The organism is Microbacterium sp. LjRoot205 (genome assembly GCF_056175745.1).
The window spans coordinates 1,121,356-1,136,732 of sequence record NZ_JBGFFH010000001.1; the positions used below are offsets into that span (position 1 = coordinate 1,121,356).

Annotated in this window: 17 protein-coding genes and 2 tRNA genes; 15 read left to right on the forward strand and 4 right to left on the reverse strand. The window is 67.0% G+C overall.

Annotation, left to right across the window (positions count from 1 at the left end):
• The first annotated feature begins 33 nt into the window (after positions 1-33).
• The 5 genes from AC04ME_RS05420 to AC04ME_RS05440 all read left to right on the forward strand — a co-directional run bounded on the left by AC04ME_RS05420 (position 34) and on the right by AC04ME_RS05440 (position 3,379).
• Positions 34-933, forward strand: coding sequence for a hypothetical protein (locus tag AC04ME_RS05420; protein WP_475433908.1), 900 nt, complete (start codon positions 34-36; stop codon positions 931-933).
• Positions 930-1,724 carry an inositol monophosphatase family protein gene (locus AC04ME_RS05425; protein ID WP_079112360.1) on the forward strand — a complete coding sequence of 265 codons (795 nt, stop codon included), beginning with the start codon at positions 930-932 and terminating at the stop codon, positions 1,722-1,724. The genes AC04ME_RS05420 and AC04ME_RS05425 overlap by 4 nt, the downstream gene beginning before the upstream one ends.
• A gap of 124 nt (positions 1,725-1,848) precedes the next feature.
• A complete protein-coding gene (locus tag AC04ME_RS05430) occupies positions 1,849-3,132 on the forward strand; it encodes a M23 family metallopeptidase (protein WP_475433910.1) in 1,284 nt (427 codons plus the stop codon).
• Between the two features lie 67 nt (positions 3,133-3,199).
• Positions 3,200-3,271: transfer RNA gene (locus AC04ME_RS05435), tRNA-Thr, on the forward strand.
• Between the two features lie 34 nt (positions 3,272-3,305).
• Positions 3,306-3,379 (forward strand) — tRNA-Met (locus tag AC04ME_RS05440).
• Positions 3,380-3,424: 45 nt separating this feature from the next.
• On the opposite strand, the gene AC04ME_RS05445 is transcribed toward AC04ME_RS05440, so the two are convergent.
• A complete protein-coding gene (locus AC04ME_RS05445; protein ID WP_475433913.1) occupies positions 3,425-3,988 on the reverse strand; it encodes a GNAT family N-acetyltransferase in 564 nt (187 codons plus the stop codon).
• A 125-nt stretch (positions 3,989-4,113) separates the two neighbouring features.
• On the opposite strand from AC04ME_RS05445, the gene AC04ME_RS05450 reads away from it, so the two are divergent.
• Positions 4,114-4,296: a hypothetical protein gene (locus AC04ME_RS05450; protein ID WP_056375780.1), complete on the forward strand. Its 183-nt coding sequence runs from the start codon at positions 4,114-4,116 to the stop codon at positions 4,294-4,296.
• Positions 4,297-4,364: 68 nt separating this feature from the next.
• Here AC04ME_RS05450 and AC04ME_RS05455 read toward each other — a convergent pair whose 3' ends face one another.
• On the reverse strand, positions 4,365-6,041 hold the full coding sequence (locus AC04ME_RS05455) for an MDR family MFS transporter (protein ID WP_475433915.1): 1,677 nt from the start codon (positions 6,039-6,041) through the stop codon (positions 4,365-4,367).
• Positions 6,042-6,656, reverse strand: a complete 615-nt coding sequence (locus tag AC04ME_RS05460; protein ID WP_455904359.1) for a TetR/AcrR family transcriptional regulator — start codon at positions 6,654-6,656, stop codon at positions 6,042-6,044. It abuts the gene before it with no gap.
• Between the two features lie 105 nt (positions 6,657-6,761).
• On the opposite strand from AC04ME_RS05460, the gene AC04ME_RS05465 reads away from it, so the two are divergent.
• From AC04ME_RS05465 to AC04ME_RS05495, 7 genes are all read left to right on the forward strand, one after another.
• On the forward strand, positions 6,762-7,370 hold the full coding sequence (locus AC04ME_RS05465; protein WP_475433918.1) for a TetR/AcrR family transcriptional regulator: 609 nt from the start codon (positions 6,762-6,764) through the stop codon (positions 7,368-7,370).
• On the forward strand, positions 7,367-8,803 hold the full coding sequence (locus tag AC04ME_RS05470) for an MFS transporter (protein ID WP_042539129.1): 1,437 nt from the start codon (positions 7,367-7,369) through the stop codon (positions 8,801-8,803). Before AC04ME_RS05465 ends, AC04ME_RS05470 begins: the two co-directional genes overlap by 4 nt.
• 3 nt (positions 8,804-8,806) lie before the next feature.
• Positions 8,807-10,000 (forward strand): M20 metallopeptidase family protein, encoded by a 1,194-nt coding sequence (locus AC04ME_RS05475; protein WP_475433921.1) that lies wholly within the window; start codon positions 8,807-8,809, stop codon positions 9,998-10,000.
• A gap of 159 nt (positions 10,001-10,159) precedes the next feature.
• A complete protein-coding gene (locus tag AC04ME_RS05480; protein WP_079113914.1) occupies positions 10,160-10,627 on the forward strand; it encodes an Asp23/Gls24 family envelope stress response protein in 468 nt (155 codons plus the stop codon).
• Positions 10,628-10,750: 123 nt separating this feature from the next.
• Positions 10,751-11,317 (forward strand): RNA polymerase sigma factor, encoded by a 567-nt coding sequence (locus tag AC04ME_RS05485; protein ID WP_042539135.1) that lies wholly within the window; start codon positions 10,751-10,753, stop codon positions 11,315-11,317.
• Positions 11,314-11,937 carry an Asp23/Gls24 family envelope stress response protein gene (locus AC04ME_RS05490; RefSeq protein ID WP_042539137.1) on the forward strand — a complete coding sequence of 208 codons (624 nt, stop codon included), beginning with the start codon at positions 11,314-11,316 and terminating at the stop codon, positions 11,935-11,937. Before AC04ME_RS05485 ends, AC04ME_RS05490 begins: the two co-directional genes overlap by 4 nt.
• Entirely contained in the window at positions 11,934-12,287 is a 354-nt protein-coding gene (locus AC04ME_RS05495; RefSeq protein WP_056375788.1) for a hypothetical protein, read from the forward strand. Before AC04ME_RS05490 ends, AC04ME_RS05495 begins: the two co-directional genes overlap by 4 nt.
• Before the next feature lie 103 nt (positions 12,288-12,390).
• On the opposite strand, the gene AC04ME_RS05500 is transcribed toward AC04ME_RS05495, so the two are convergent.
• Positions 12,391-13,236 carry an SDR family oxidoreductase gene (locus AC04ME_RS05500; protein ID WP_475433924.1) on the reverse strand — a complete coding sequence of 282 codons (846 nt, stop codon included), beginning with the start codon at positions 13,234-13,236 and terminating at the stop codon, positions 12,391-12,393.
• A gap of 94 nt (positions 13,237-13,330) precedes the next feature.
• Between AC04ME_RS05500 and AC04ME_RS05505 the strand changes: the two genes are divergently transcribed.
• Positions 13,331-13,696, forward strand: coding sequence for a winged helix-turn-helix transcriptional regulator (locus tag AC04ME_RS05505; protein ID WP_042539143.1), 366 nt, complete (start codon positions 13,331-13,333; stop codon positions 13,694-13,696).
• Positions 13,697-13,795: 99 nt separating this feature from the next.
• A complete protein-coding gene (locus tag AC04ME_RS05510; RefSeq protein ID WP_042539145.1) occupies positions 13,796-15,337 on the forward strand; it encodes an APC family permease in 1,542 nt (513 codons plus the stop codon).
• Positions 15,338-15,377 lie beyond the last annotated feature (40 nt).

The window sequence follows — 15,377 nt, forward strand, 5'->3', positions numbered from 1 at the left end:
CCGCAGCCCCCTGTGCCGATCGAGAAGAAGAACATGTCCCTCCTCATCAGAGGGGCGATCTGGATCGCCATCGGCGCGCTCATCGCCGCCGCACTCGTCTGCGTCGTGTGGGTGCTGGTCGGTGATCAGGACGGATTGATCGGCCGGGCCTTCCTCACGATCCTCCTGCTCGCCGCCTTCGCAGGCATCGCGATCCTCGAGGCAGGACTCGCACCGAACCGTCCCGACTGGCTCGCTCTGTCGAGCATGGTCAGCTGGATCGTCGCTCTGCTGGTCGGAGCCGTCAAGATCTGGCTGCCGGAGGACGATCAGTTCTTCACCGGCGCCGAGCGCTTCTTCCAACTGCTCCTGGTCGTGGGAATCCTCCAACTCGCTCTGCTGCATGTGCGGCTGTTCACTCCGGCCGCCCAGCGACACGTGACGACGTTCACCCGGATCATCTACATCGCGACGATCGTGTTCCTCGGTGGTCTCGTGGGCATGCTGATCTTCTTCCTCACGTTCCCGAACACGTTCGACTACGGCGAGCTCTACTGGCGCATCGTCGTGGCGCTCACGATCCTCGCGGCGGTGGGGACCACGTTGATCCCCCTGCTGAACGCTCTGTTCGCTCCTCGCAAGCCTGCGGGCCCCCGGGCTGCCGATCACGGCGTCGCCGCCGCCCCCGCATGGCCGACGTATGCCGACGGTCGCACCCCGCTGCCCGTGCTGCCTGACGGCTCGCCGGACTGGAACGCCTACTACACCGGTCACCCGTCGGCTCAGCCTCCGCAGGCCCCCCAGCAGGCGCTGCCCGCACCTCCCGCCCCGCAGCCGTTCCCGGTCGCACCCTTCCCGACTGCCCCTGAGCCGTACTCGCAGACGCAGCCCGCGCCTCCGGTGCCGCGGGCGCCCGCTGCCTATCCGCCGGCTCCGCCGTTCCCGCCGCAGTGAGCCTCGAACTCGAGCTCGTCGACCTCGCCTCTCGGATCGCACGCGAGGCCGGCGACCTGGCGCGCTTGCGTCGCGCCGAGGGCGTGCACCTCGCCGCGACGAAGTCGACGCTCGCAGACATCGTGACCGACGCCGACCGCGAGGTCGAGATGCTCATCCGTGAACGGCTGCGGGCGGCTCGGCCGGGCGACGGCTTCCTCGGTGAGGAATCCGAGGCCGAACGGGGCGAGAGCGGAATCACCTGGGTCGTCGATCCGATCGACGGCACGGTGAACTACGCCTACGGGATTCCCTCCTACGCGGTGAGCATCGCGGCGGTGCGCGGCAGCGCTGTCGCGGGGGAGTGGGAGGCGCTCGCCGCGGCCGTCTACTCCCCGGCATCCGCAGAGATGTTCACCGCAGCGACGGGCCACGGCGCGTTTCTGGAAGAGGCGAGGCTTTCGGTCACGACCGAGACGCCGGCCGGTGCGCTGTTGGCGACCGGCTTCGGCTATGACCCGGCGACGCACGACGGCGACCTCGCGACAGTCCGCAGGATCATGCCGATCGCCAGAGATCTCCGACGCGCCGGTTCCGCCGCGCTGGACCTCGCGTTCGTGGCCGCCGGACGCCTGGACGGCTACTTCGAGCGCGGTCTGAAGCCCTGGGATCACGCGGCGGGCGCGCTGCTCGTCGTCGAGGCCGGAGGCAGCGTCTCGCTGATCGACCGAGACTCGACGAGACCCATGCTCATCGCGGGTGGAACCGAGGTCCACCGACGCGTGATCGATATTCTTCGCGATGAAACGTGAACGATTCATGGCATTCACAGGTGGATCAGGCTAGGGTTTATCCGATCGTTACTTTCATCGGCCCGAATCGGTGAAGGTCGTAAGCGCCCCCGAGCTTGACGTTTTAAACCCGAGAGAATCTGACTTGCCCTTCGAGAATCCCCAGGCTGCCTCTGCGCCCACGCGCCGGTCCAGCCGTCCCCGCACTGCGGCCTTCGAGGCCTCTGCGGCAGGAGTGACGGAAGCCGTCTCCGAAGCTGCACCCGTATCCGAATCCGCGTCCGTCGCATCCGAGACTCCGACGTCGCGCCGCGCCGCCCGCCAACGGCTGAACACCGCAGAGGTGCTCATCGCGGCGACCGCCGTCGCCGCAGCGTCAGCAGCATCCGATTCCGCAGACGTCGTCGCGGTGAAGCCGACTGAGGTTCCCGAGGTCGTCGTCGAGCCGCTCGTCGAACCTGTCGTCGAGCCTGCGGCGATGCCCGCGATGGTCGAAGACGCTGATTCAGAGCCTCTGCGCGCCGAGCGCGACGACGCCGGTGACCGCCGTCCGAGCACCGATGACGCGTTCGAGACCGCGGCCCGCGCATTCCGTCGCGTCGCCTCGGAGAGCGCGTCCGAGCCGACAGTCGAGCCTGACGCCCCTGCGGCCGAAGAGACGCCTGTCGAGCACGTCGCCCGTCGTCGTCCATCGGCGCGCAAGTTCCTCACGGTCGGTGCGACCGTCGGTGTGATGAGCCTGGCCGGGCTCCTCGCGGTCGGAATGACCCTTCCGGCTGAGGCCGTCGCCGCAGTGCAGGGCTCGCCGTCGCTCGCGGCCACGTCTCTCGTCGCCGCATCGGGCTCCAAGTCGGCGGACAGCGCCGACGATGAGATCCAGGCCTTCGTCACGTCCTCCGACGTGCAGAACGAGTCGCTCGCGCGCTCCGACAGCTTCTCGACCGTCTCCTTGATCCAGGTGGCGTCCGAAGAGGGCATCAACTACTCCAACGAGGTCTTCACCAACGACGCAGAGGCTGCCATCCAGTGGCCCTTCAAGGTCGGCGTGGGGATGAGCTCGGGATACGGCATGCGCTGGGGTCGCCTGCACGAGGGCATCGACTTCGTCCCCGGCGAAGGTGCGCCCATCCAGGCGATCGCCGACGGCGTCGTGCGCACTGCCACCGAGCAGGGTGGCGCCTACGGCGTGACCGTCTACATCGACCACGTGATCGACGGACAGATCGTCACGAGCCACTACTCGCACATGCAGTACGGGTCGCTGCAGGTCACGGCCGGGCAGACCGTGAAGGTCGGCGACATCGTCGGGCACACCGGAAACACCGGCCGCTCGTACGGCGCGCACCTGCATTTCGAGATCATCATCAACGGCGGCACCATCGACCCGCTGCCGTGGCTGCGTGAGAACGCGGGTCGCACCTCGTATTGACACCTCGATTTCATGAGGACGCCACAGTGATGGTATTCTCGTGTGGTTGCCCCGCGAGGGGCAGCACGCCCCGATAGCTCAGTGGCAGAGCACTTCCATGGTAAGGAAGGGGTCGTCAGTTCAATCCTGACTCGGGGCTCACAGCGTTCGTATCTGCGATGCGGATGCGGTGTGGCAGGGTAGCTCAGCTGGTCAGAGCGCACGACTCATAATCGTGAGGTCGCGGGTTCAAGCCCCGCTCCTGCTACAGATCAAGACCCCCGGTTTTCCGGGGGTTTTGTCGTATCCGGGCTCAGGAGCGACCGGCTCCGACCCGCGCGCGCTCGGTGAGCTGCGCATACATGTACATGTCCCGTGGCCGCCCGTCGATCCTCTGCCAGGCCTTCAGAAGGCCCTCGCGTTCATAGCCTGCGCTCTCCGCCACGCGCCAGGATCCTTCGTCGGCCGGCTCCACATAGAGCTCGAGACGGTCGAGGCGTTCGAGAGTCGATGCCCACGACGTCAGGGTGGCGAGAGCGTCGGCCGCAAAGCCGCGCCGGCGCTGTGACGCAGCGACCCAGTATCCGAGGCTCGCGCGCGTGCGACCGACCGGAAAGAGACCGATGTGACCGACCGCGCGATCATCGAGGTCCGCGATCGCGAACGCATAACCCGCGCCCGACTCGAGCCTCTGATGCTGACGACGGATGAACGCCACGGCCGCGGTCTCGTCGGGGGTCCGCGGGACCGTGGTCACGAGCGGGATGAGCGTGTCGCGCGACGCCTCCTGCACGAGGGCGACGTCCGTGTCGCGCCATGCGCGGAGCCGCACCTGTCTGCCGGAGAGAGTCGGAAGGACGAGAGGGGCATCGCTCATGATCCGATGGTCGCACGACGGCCATCGGAACGGTTGCTGCACGGCACGACGATGTCAAGGGGATGCCGGCTCGGGGCCCGACCCGGTCACACTGATCGTCCGATACCCCGACGATAGGAGCGATCATGTCAGACCCTCAGGCAGGCCCGGACGAAGGTGCCGAGATCGACGCGACCGGCGTGGACGCCGACTTCGTGACGAACGACCCGGATCCCGAGATCGACCCCGCGACCCCGGGTGAGGATCAGAAGGCTGACGGCGACAACGCAGATCACCCTGACGAGCTCGAGGTGGGCGACCTTCCCTGACTTCGCAGACGACACGGGCCCGCTCCTCGAGGTGAGGAGCGGGCCCGTGCGTGATCTGTGGAGAGGCGTCAGCGAGCGGTCGGAGGGGCGTCGCTCTCGGCCGCGACATGCGCCTTGCCATCCGAACCGGCGGCGGTCCGGACGGGCGTTCCTCGTTGCTCGGCTTCGAGGCGCTCGGCCTCCTCGCCGCTGATGGCCTCGCCTCGGGCGACGAGCCCGGCCTGATCAGACAGCGGGATCTGCTTTAGGAACAGCGACAGCACGAGGGCGAGCACGATGAACGGGACGAGGAACCAGAACACCGGAGCGAGAGCATCCGCGTAGGCCGTGACGATTCCGTCTCGCACCTCATCGGGAAGCGCGTTGAGCGTCGCCGGGTCGATGGTCGACGCCGCCTGCGATGCGTCCTCCGGCGATGCCCCGGCATCGGCGAAGACACCGAGCAGGTTCTCGGTCAGACGGGTGGTGAAGATGGTGCCGAACACCGCGGTGCCGAGCGAGGCACCCACCTCGCGGAAGTAGTTGTTCGTGCTGGTCGCGGTGCCGATCTCGCCGGCGGGCACCGCGTTCTGCACGACCAGGACGACCACCTGCATGATCAGGCCGAGCCCGGCGCCGAACACGAACAGGAACGCGCAGATCAGCCAGATCGGCGTCTCGGCCGAGAGTGTGGTCATCGACACCATCGCGATGCCGGTGAGGATCGTGCCGACGATCGGGTAGACCTTGTACTTGCCGGTCTTCGAGATCGCGATGCCCGAGAAGATCGAGGTTCCGATCAGTCCGACCATCATCGGGATCATCAGCAGACCGGATGCCGCGGCCGACGTGCCGGACGACATCTGCAGGAACGTGGGCACGAAGCCGATCGCCGCGAACATGCCGATGCCGAGCACGAGTCCGATCGCGGTCGCGTTGACGAAGATCGGGTTGCGGAAGAGGCTCAGCTGGATGATCGGGTCCTGCACCTTCGCCTCCGTGATCACGAAGGCTGTCGCGGCCACGACGAGACCCGCGCCCCAGGCCCAGGTCGCGAGGGAATCCCAGCCGAACTCCTTGTCGCCGCCGAAGTCGGTGAAGAAGATCAGGCAGGTGGTCGCGATCGACAGGAAGATCACGCCGAAGATGTCGATCGGCTTCTGAGCCTTCTTGCTCGGCAGCTTCAACGCGACGAGCGCGATGATGAACGCCGCGATGCCGACGGGGATGTTGATGTAGAACGCCCACTGCCACGTCAGGTGGTCGACGAAGAAGCCTCCGAGCAGCGGACCGGCCACCGCAGAGAGACCGAACACGGCGCCGAGCGGACCCATGTACTTGCCGCGTTCGTTCGCGGGGACGATGTCGGCGATGATCGCCTGCGACAGGATCATCAGTCCGCCGCCGCCGAGGCCCTGCAGCGCGCGGAAGGTGACGAACATCCAGAAGTCGGTGGCGAAGGCGCAGCCGACCGACGCGAGCGTGAACAGCGCGATCGCGACGAGGAACAGGTTGCGTCGGCCGAGTACGTCACCGAACTTGCCGTAGATCGGCATGACGATCGTGGTCGCCAGCAGGTAGGCGGTGGTGATCCAGACCTGATGGTCGACGCCGCCGAGCTGTCCGACGATCGTCGGCATGGCGGTCGAGACGATCGTCTGGTCGAGGCTCGAGAGCAGCATCCCGGCGATCAGGGCGCTGAAGATGATCCAGATGCGCCGCTTGGTGAGCAGGAACGGCGCGTCCTTGGTGGCTGTGGCGGACATTCAGTCGGCTTTCTGTGACGGTGCGAACACGGCGCGAGCGATCTCGAGGCGACGCCTGACGAGATCGCTGAAGGAATCGGTCGAGTGATGGTGCAGCAGTTGGTCCATGCACAGGCGCACCAGCGCGCCGACGGTGTGGACCATGACCTCGGCGTGCAACTCGGCATCGGCAGCGCCCTCGCCGCTTCGCCGCACGACGAGCTCCATGTCGCGACGCTCGTTCTTCGCCAGCTGCTCGAACGCGGCCTTGAGCAGCCGAGGCTCCTGCTCGATCACCGCGAACATGGCGGGCGCGTCGTCGAGCGGGTTGAAGAGCTCGAATCGGGCGATCGTCAGCCGGAGGAAATCATCGAGGAGGTCGCCGCTCTGGGCGACGAACTCCGCTTCGAGCCCTTCCTGTCGGGAGTCGATCGCGGCGAACCCGAAGACGGCGTTCTCCTTGCTCTCGAAGTAGTTGAAGAACGTGCGCCGCGAGACGCCCACCTCGGCGCAGAGCTCCTCGACCGTGAAACCGGCGAAGCCGCGCTCCGTCGTCAGTCGGCGTGCCGCATCGGTGAGCGCGCGCGTCGTCTCGCGCCTGCGCTGCTCTCGCAGTGAATCTGCACTCTCACTCATAGAGTGCAATATTGCACTCCGAACCTAAGAGTGCACTGTGAGCGCGAGTGACATCGTTTCATATCCGTAATACTTACGAAACACTCCGTATCGTATCGTTGGGCCGTGACCTCCGATCCGATCGAGAAGCCCGGCCGTCCCACCGACGAGGACCTCACTCGACGCATCCTCGCGACGGCAGGCGAGATGCTCGGCCGAAACGGCTATCAGGCACTCAGCGTGGAGCAGGTGTCGAAGGCGGTCGGCTGCGGCAAGACCGCGATCTATCGCCGTTATGCCGACAAGGGCGCGCTCGTCGCCGCGGTGCTCCGATCGCAGGTCGAGATCGGAGCAATGCCCGATCGCGGAGACATCCGTGCCGACCTGCTCGAACACGTGCTGCAGAACCAGCGCAACCAGGAGCTGTCTCCCGAACAGAGCCACGGCCTGCGCGCGATGTTCGAGCCGGATGTCTTTCCCAGTCTGTGGGATTCCTTCTTCCAGCACCGCCGTAGGCAGGGCGTCGAGATCATCGATCGAGCCATCGCCCGCGGCGAGCTCCCGGAGGACGTCCACCACGACATCCTCCTCGACACGATCGCCGGGCTCACCCTGTACCGGCAGTCCGTCAAGCGCATCCACATCGATGAGCGCCACTACGTCGACATCATCGACGCTCTCGTCAGCACCCCGCCGCGTCGCCTTGCAGACGCTGATGAACAGGCTTCCCCTTGACCACTGACACTCCACCCCTCACCCGATCCCTGCCGAACGTGAGCGCTCGCGCGGTCGTCGGCTTCCTCGTCTTCTGCGAACTCGCGAGCGGATTCGTCCAGGGGTTCTACGCCCCTCTGCTCGGCGAGATCGCCGGCCATCTCCAGGTCTCCGACGCCGACATCACCTGGTTCCTCACGGTCCAGACCCTGGCCGCAGCAGTCTGCGTGCCGCTGCTCTCCAAGCTCGGAGACATCTTCGGGCATCGCCGGATGCTCCGGATCGCCGTGGTCGCGGTGCTGATCGGCACTCTCGTCACCGCGTTCCTGCCGAGCTACCCGCTGGTGCTCGCCGCTCGCATCCTCGTGGGGCCACTCGCGGTGTGGCTGCCGCTCGAGATCGCTCTCGTGCACAACCGCATCAAGGGCGAGACGGCTCGCACCTCGATCGGCCTGCTCGTGTCGTGCCTGACGGGCGGCGCCATTCTCGGGACGATCTCGGCCGGCATCTTCTCCGCGATCCTGCCCACACTCACGCTGACACTGCTGGTGCCCGTGCTGTTCGTCGCAGTCAGCGTCTACGCGGTCTTCTTCAAGGTGCCCGAATCCACCTCGCGCACCGGGGCGAAGATCGACGTCGTCGGATTCATCGGCATCGGACTCGCGATGGTCGTGCTGCTGTTCGGTCTGCGCTTGGCGTCGACTGACGGGTTCGCCTCGGCCGCGACGATCGCCACCCTCGCTGCGGCAGTCGTCATCTTCGTGCTCTGGGTGCTGTGGGAGCTGCGCGTCACGTCACCCGCGATCGATGTGCGGCTGATCGTCTCGCCGCGCCTCGGGCCCGTCTACCTCACGGCATTCCTGTTCGGCATGGTGATGTTCGGTGCGCAGGCTCCCTCGACGACGTTCCTGACGGCCGATCCCGATACCGCCGGCTACGGCTTCGCGGCGTCCGCGGGAACAGCGTCGGCGGTCACGGCGGTCGTGACGATCCTCGCGACCGTGGGGGCGGCGACCTTCGCGCCGATCGCGCGCCGGATCGGCATCCGTGCGGTGCTGGTGACGGGTGCGGTTCTCGCCGCATCGGGATCTCTCATCCAGATCGCGTTCCACGATGAGCTCTGGCAGATCTTCGTGATCTCGGCGATCAACGGCATCGGCATGGGGTTCCTCCTCGGTGCACTTCCCGCGCTCGTCGCCGAACTGGCTCCGAGCGACTCGACCGGCATCGCGACCGGCGTGTACAACTCGTTGCGCACCCTCGGAGGTTCTGCTGCCGGTGCGGTGTTCGCCGTGCTGCTCGCGGGCTTCACGGCATCCGGATCCCTCAGCTCGTCGATCGGCGGCTACATCACGATCTGGAGCGTCTGCGCCGGGGCATTCATCGTCGCCGCGCTCGCCCTGGCGTTCATGCGGATGCCGCACGAGACCGACACCTCCCTCACGAAAGGCTGACCCTTGACCACCCCAGGCTTCGCGGCGGATGCCGTCGCGATCCTGCCCGACCTCGTCGCGCTGCGGCGCGCCCTGCACGCCGACCCCGAGCTCGGACTCGACCTCCCTCGCACGCAGCAGAAGGTGCTCGATGCCCTCGCAGGGCTGCCGCTGGAGATCTCCACCGGCACCCGCACGACTTCGGTGGTCGCGGTGCTGCGCGGCGGGCTGCCGGGGCCTGCGGTGCTGCTGCGCGGCGACATGGACGCCCTGCCGATCGAGGAGACGACCGGCCTCGACTTCGCCTCCGTCAACGGCACCATGCACGCGTGCGGTCACGACCTGCACACCGCAGGGCTGGTCGGTGCGGCGAAGCTGCTCGCCGCACGGCGCGATGAGCTCCACGGCTCGGTGATCTTCATGTTCCAGCCGGGGGAGGAGGGGCATGGCGGCGCGAAGATCATGATCGAGGAGGGGCTGCTCGACGCTGCGGGAGAGCGGCCGGTCGCCGCCTACGCGATCCACGTGGCCCCGGGGCCCCGGGGCATCTTCGCGACGAGAGGCGGAGCGGTGGCTGCCGGATCCAATCAGCTCTTCGTCACGGTGAGGGGGCGAGGAGGGCACGGATCGCAGCCGCACCAGACGCTCGACCCGGTGCCCGCGGCGGCCGAGATCGTGCTCGCGCTGCAGAGTTTCGTGACACGGCGGTTCGATGCGTTCGACCCCGTCGTGCTGTCGGTGACCCTACTCTCGACGGGAGACGGGGCGGTCAACGTCATTCCCGAGCAGGTCGAGCTGGCGGCGACGGTCCGCAACATGTCGCCGGCATCGCTCGCGACGCTGCAGGAGGGGCTCCCTCGAGTGATCGAGGGAGTGGCGGCCGCCCATGGGCTGACGGCGGAGGTCCGGTTCGACACGATGTATCCGGTGACGGTGAACGACCCGGAGGAGACGTCCGAGACGGTCGACGTCCTGCGGGGTGCGTTCGGGGAGCAGCGGGTCGTGATGATGCCGACGCCGATGATGGGGTCGGAGGACTTCGCGTTCGTGCTGAACGAGGTTCCCGGCACGTTCATCGCGTTGATGACCTCGCCGCCCGATGCGGATCCGAGCACGATCGAGTGGAACCACTCGCCGCGGGTCGTGTTCGACGACGCGGTGCTCGGCGACCAGGCCGCGGCGCTGGCATCCGTGGCATTCGCCCGCACGGCGCGCTGAGATCGACTCTGATCTGAGGCCGCTCCCCACTCGGGGAGCGGCCTCCGTCATGATTCACGTCCAATTTGTGACGAATCGTTCGTAGCATCCGTCTTAGTGGTGTCGCTGCACTGCGGCCCTCCCCGCCGGGGATCCCACACACTGATGAAGGAGCACATGATGGCGAACGTCTCGAACGCACAGCAGCCCAAGGTCCAGGTCGCCCCGGCAGGTTCGACCGTCGCCTCGACCGGCCAGACGATCATCGAGAACGGCGTCGTCGCCAAGATCGCCGGCATCGCGGCTCGTGAGGTTCCCGGCGTCTACGCCCTCGGCGGCGGAGCAGCGCGCGCGGTCGGTGCCATCCGCGACGCGCTCAACTCCACCGACCTCACCCAGGGCATCAGCGTCGAGGTCGGCGAGACCCAGGTCGCCGTCGATGTGACCATCGTCGCCGAGTACCCGGTGTCGCTGCAGAAGGTCGCCGACGACGTGCGAGCTGCGATCTCCGTCGCGATGAGCGAGTACGTCGGCAAGCAGGCTGTCGAGGTCAACGTCACCATCAACGACGTGCACATCCCCTCCGACGACGACACGACCGCCGACACGGTCGCCACAGACGACGGCACGGAGACACGTGTCCTGTAGCCCCTCGAGATGCGTACGAGTGACCGGATCAGCATCTCGTGACCGCTCCGTCGGATCGTCGATCCGATCCGACGGTGCGTCTGCTCCGAACTTCTCACGGGGCATGGAAGAGGGAGTCGACGTATGGCTGGGGAACGATTTCGCTCTGCTCTCGAGCAGGCGGATGACCGGATCGTCGCCGGTCGGGCGATGGACGGCGACGTGGCCGCCTTCGCCGTGCTGGTGCGGCGGTACACGCCGATGATGCGTGCGTACACGCAGCGGATGCTGAACGCGTCGGCCGATGTCGATGACATCGTCCAGGAGACGTTCGTCACCGCATGGCAGCGGTTCTCCGAGCTCGAGGACCCGGCGAAGGTCAAGAGCTGGCTGATGCGCATCGTGAGCCGCAAGGCGGTCGACCGCATCCGCGCGCTGCGACCGATGCTCGACGTCGACGATATGGAGCAGGCGGCTCCGTCGCACAGCGCGCCCGCGCGCGTGGTGGAGGCGCGCGCGGGGATCGAGGCGCTCGGCGCGGCGTTGCAGGAGCTGCCCGCTGCTCAGCGTGAATGCTGGGTGCTGAGGGAGATGGGCGGCTACTCGTACGACGAGATCGCGTCGGAGCTCGACATCTCGGTGTCGACGGCACGTGGCCTTCTCGCTCGAGCCAGAAAGTTCATGATCGTGCGAATGGAGGCCTGGCGATGACTGAAGAGCAGAAGGCTCCCGACGTGCGTCAGCTCGGACTCGAGCCGAGCGATCTCGACGGGCACACCCTCGAAGAGCTGAGCGACTATCTCGAGGCCGGCAGGCTTCCCGTCGACCCGTCGATCGAGGGCTCGCCGGGGTGCCAGCTCGCACTGGACGCGCTCGAGCGGCTGCAGGGTCTGGGGGGACAGCTGATCGAAGCGGATGCCGCGGCGAGGCCGGAGGTCGACGACAGCTGGGTCGACCGGATCCTCTCGGGGATCGCGCTGGATGCCCGTGCAGGACGCCGCATCCCGTTCGACGAATCCGACCCCTCCGTGGACTTCGGCATTACGGAAGGCGCGGTTCGGGGACTCATCCGCTCGGCGGAGAACGCCGTGCCCGGCATCATGGTCGGTCGGTCGACTCTCGACGGAGACGTCACCGTCGTGGGCGAGCCGATCCGGATCGCGATCGAGGTCAACGCCATCTACGGGGAGTCCATCCCGACCGCGGTCGAGCGGCTTCGCGCCGAGATCGCGGAGCGTCTGCACCGGCAGACGGACCTCACCGTGACCTCGATCGACGTCACGGTGCGAGACATCCAACGGATCAGCAGTGCAGCGGAGGAGACCTCATGAGCACCACAGCCCTACCGGGACTCGCCGAGCGGATCGAGGCGGCGGTGCTGGCGACGCCCGGCGTGCGCAACGTCTACCGAGCGGGCTCGCTGGTGTCGAACATCGTCGGAGAAGGGGCCGTGGCGATCGGCATCAGCCGGAGCGATGAGGCTCTCGTGGCCGTCCGAACGGATGACGACGGGGTCGAGGTCGAGGCATCGCTCGGTGTCGAGTACTCGGCGAATGCCCTCGAGCTGCTCCGAGATGTCCGCGCGGCGATCGACAAGGTCCTCGCGGACGACGGGCTGGGGCCCGTCGAGATCGCGCTCACGATCGCGTACGTCCATCCGCGGGAGGCATCGTCGGACTGAGTGCGCGTGAGCGCGCGGAGGCGCCGATCCTGGGTGAGGATCGGCGCCTCTCGCTGTGTGAACGGGTGATCAGGGCGAACGGGTGATCAGGGTGAACGGCTGATCAGGCGATCGCGCGGATGCCGTCGACGAGGGGCGTGGTCGGTCGGCCGATCAGCCGGGCGAGGGTGCCGTCCGTGTCTGCGAGCGCGCCTGCGGCGATGCCGGCGTCGAGAGCGACGACGAATCCTGCGGTGCCCACGTCGAGACCGGCTGCCTGGAGGCCGGCGAGCTGCTCGTCGGCGGTGAGCGGCTGGTACTCCACCTCGCGGCCCGTGACCTCGGCGATCGCACCGGCGAGTTCGGTGTAGTTCCACGCGAGGTCGCCGCCGAGCTCGTAGACCTGGCCGATGTGACCGTCCTCGAGCAGCACGACGGCTGCCGCTTCGGCGAAGTCCTTGCGGCTCGCGGAGGCGACTCGTCCGTCACCGGCTCCGGAGGCGAGCACGCCGGTCTCGGCAGCACGGGCGACGTCGGCGGCGTAGTTCTCGGTGTACCAGTTGTTGCGCAGGATCACCGAGGGGAGGTCCGAGGCCGCGATGAGCTCTTCGGTCGCCTTGTGCTCGGGGGCGAGCACGAGATCGCTCGTCGTCGCCTTCGGAGCGCTGGTGTAGACGAACTTCGTCACTCCGGCGGCCTTGGCGGCATCGATGACGGACTGGTGCTGGGCGACGCGCTGGCCGACCTCCGAACCCGAGATGAGCAGGACGCTGTCGACGCCCTCGACGGCTGCAGCGACGGAGGAGGGGTCGGTGTAGTCCAGTCGCGCGACCCGCACGCCGAGATCCTCGGCCTTCGCGACGTCGCGCGCGCCGGCGACGATCGACTGCGGGTCGGCGCCGCGCTCGAGGAGGCTGGCGATGACGAGGCGTCCGAGGTTGCCGGTCGCGCCGGTGACGAGGATGGTCATGGGGTGTCCTTTCGTAGGTGACATGAGCGACAACCGCCCCACCCGCGACGAACATTCCAACTGATGGGTACCCACTTTGAAGTAAGGTACGTACATGACTGTTAGTTATGCGCAGATCCGGGAAGCGACCCCGCAGATCTTCGAGCCTGGATGCAGCACACGAGTGATCCTCGACCACGTGATGAGCAAGTGGGGAGTGCTGGTGCTCTCGTCGCTCTCCGACGGGACCCGTCGCTGGGGCGAGTTGCGCCGCGAGGTCGGCGGCATCAGCGAGAAGATGCTCGCCTCCACCCTGCGCACCCTGGCGGACGACGGGCTCGTGCGCCGAGAATCCTTCCCGACGGTGCCCCCGCACGTCGAGTACAGCCTGACTCCGCTCGGCCGTGACCTCATGCGGCGGATGCTGCCGCTCGTCGAGTGGGTCGCCGAGCACGCCGATGACATGATCGATCGGGGCTAGTTCGACGGATTCCGTCGCCTCTCGGCGCAGATGAGCACGAAATCCGTCGGTGAAAGAAAAGGATTGACGCGATATACGTGGTAGCCGTATGTTCTGAGCATGTCAGCTACGACGCCGATCCATCTTGAACGCCCCGACGGCAAGGGGCTCGCATCCGGTTCGCTCGGGCTGTGGGGGTCCACCGTCATCGGGCTCGCATCCACCGCACCGGTCTACTCGCTGGTGGCCACGCTCGGATTCGTGGTGCTCGCGGTCGGAGCACAGGCGCCGATCGCCTTCATCATCGCCTTCGTGCCCATGCTGCTGATCGCCTTCGCCTACCGCGAGCTGAACAACGCCGTCCCCGACTGCGGCACCACGTTCACGTGGGGCACCAAGGCCTTCGGGCCCTGGGTCGGCTGGATGGGCGGCTGGGGAGTCGCGGTCGCCGGAATGGTCGTGCTCGCGAACCTCGCCCAGATCGCCTCGGTCTACTTCTGGTCGCTGATCGGCTTCGACCTCGAGAACAACGACTGGCGCATCATCCTGGTGGCCGTGCTCTTCATCGCCGCCATGACGTGGGTGAGCTGGCGCGGTGTCGAGATCGGCGAGCGCATCCAGAACGTCCTGCTCGGCATCCAGTACCTCGCACTGGCGATCTTCGTGGTGGCCGCCCTGTGGCAGTTCTTCGCAGGAACGGCGCCCGATCCCACCCCGTTCGACATGGAATGGCTCAATCCGTTCGGCTTCACCTCGTGGTCGGGCTTCACCGAGTCGATCCTGCTCGCCCTCTTCATCTACTGGGGCTGGGACACCTGCCTCGCGCTCAACGAGGAGACGAAGGACCCCAAGCGCATCCCGGGTCGTGCCGCGCTGCTGACCACCGTCATCCTGCTGTTCACCTACGTGGGCGTCACGATCGCGGCCATGATGTACGCCGGCCTCGGCGACACCGGCACCGGGCTCGGCAACGAGGCCAACGCCGACGACTTCTTCCTCGCGATCAAGGACGGACTTCTCGGACCCTTCGGCTGGGTGCTGGTGGTCGCCGTGATCATCTCGGCGATCTCCTCGACGCAGACGACGATCCTGCCCACCGCACGCGGAACACTCGCGATGGGCGTCTACCGCGCTCTGCCCGCGAAGTTCAAGGACGTGCACCCGACCTACAAGACGCCGTCGTTCTCGACGATCGTCATGGGCGTCGTCGCCTCGGTGTACTACGTCGGCATGACCCTGATCAGCGACAACATCCTGCAGGACTCGATCCTGTCGCTCGGCCTCGCCATCGCGTTCTACTACGCGATCACCGGCTTCGCCTGCGTCTGGTACTTCCGCAAGGACCTCACGACCTCGGCGCGTGACTTCTTCTTCAAGGGCCTCTTCCCGTTGCTGGGAGGCCTCATGCTGACGGGGGCGTTCGTGCAGTCGGCGATCGACATGTGGGATGTGGACTACGGCTACACCGTGCTCTTCGGCATCGGTGGAACGTTCGTGATCGGCATCGGCTCGCTCGCCTTCGGTCTCGTGCTCATGTTCGCCTGGTACCTGTTCCCGCGTTCGAAGCGGTTCTTCCGCGGCGAGAGCCTGAACCGCGACACCCAGGTCATGGTGCCGGACGAGCCGGGCGAGGTCATCCGCTCGATCGACGGCGGGATCTGAGCGGAGCCGGATCGCGCGCGGGTACGCCCTAGGCTTTATC

Bases quoted from the DNA above. Each gene is read 5' to 3' on its own strand.
- AC04ME_RS05420 (WP_475433908.1), top strand. From the start codon at position 34: ATGTCCCTCCTCATCAGAGGGGCGATCTGGATCGCCATCGGCGCGCTC.
- AC04ME_RS05445 (WP_475433913.1), bottom strand. From the start codon at position 3,988: ATGAGCGATGCCCCTCTCGTCCTTCCGACTCTCTCCGGCAGACAGGTG.
- AC04ME_RS05450 (WP_056375780.1), top strand. From the start codon at position 4,114: ATGTCAGACCCTCAGGCAGGCCCGGACGAAGGTGCCGAGATCGACGCG.
- AC04ME_RS05455 (WP_475433915.1), bottom strand. From the start codon at position 6,041: ATGTCCGCCACAGCCACCAAGGACGCGCCGTTCCTGCTCACCAAGCGG.
- AC04ME_RS05460 (WP_455904359.1), bottom strand. From the start codon at position 6,656: ATGAGTGAGAGTGCAGATTCACTGCGAGAGCAGCGCAGGCGCGAGACG.
- AC04ME_RS05480 (WP_079113914.1), top strand. From the start codon at position 10,160: ATGGCGAACGTCTCGAACGCACAGCAGCCCAAGGTCCAGGTCGCCCCG.
- AC04ME_RS05485 (WP_042539135.1), top strand. From the start codon at position 10,751: ATGGCTGGGGAACGATTTCGCTCTGCTCTCGAGCAGGCGGATGACCGG.
- AC04ME_RS05490 (WP_042539137.1), top strand. From the start codon at position 11,314: ATGACTGAAGAGCAGAAGGCTCCCGACGTGCGTCAGCTCGGACTCGAG.
- AC04ME_RS05495 (WP_056375788.1), top strand. From the start codon at position 11,934: ATGAGCACCACAGCCCTACCGGGACTCGCCGAGCGGATCGAGGCGGCG.
- AC04ME_RS05500 (WP_475433924.1), bottom strand. From the start codon at position 13,236: ATGACCATCCTCGTCACCGGCGCGACCGGCAACCTCGGACGCCTCGTC.
- AC04ME_RS05505 (WP_042539143.1), top strand. From the start codon at position 13,331: ATGACTGTTAGTTATGCGCAGATCCGGGAAGCGACCCCGCAGATCTTC.
- AC04ME_RS05510 (WP_042539145.1), top strand. From the start codon at position 13,796: ATGTCAGCTACGACGCCGATCCATCTTGAACGCCCCGACGGCAAGGGG.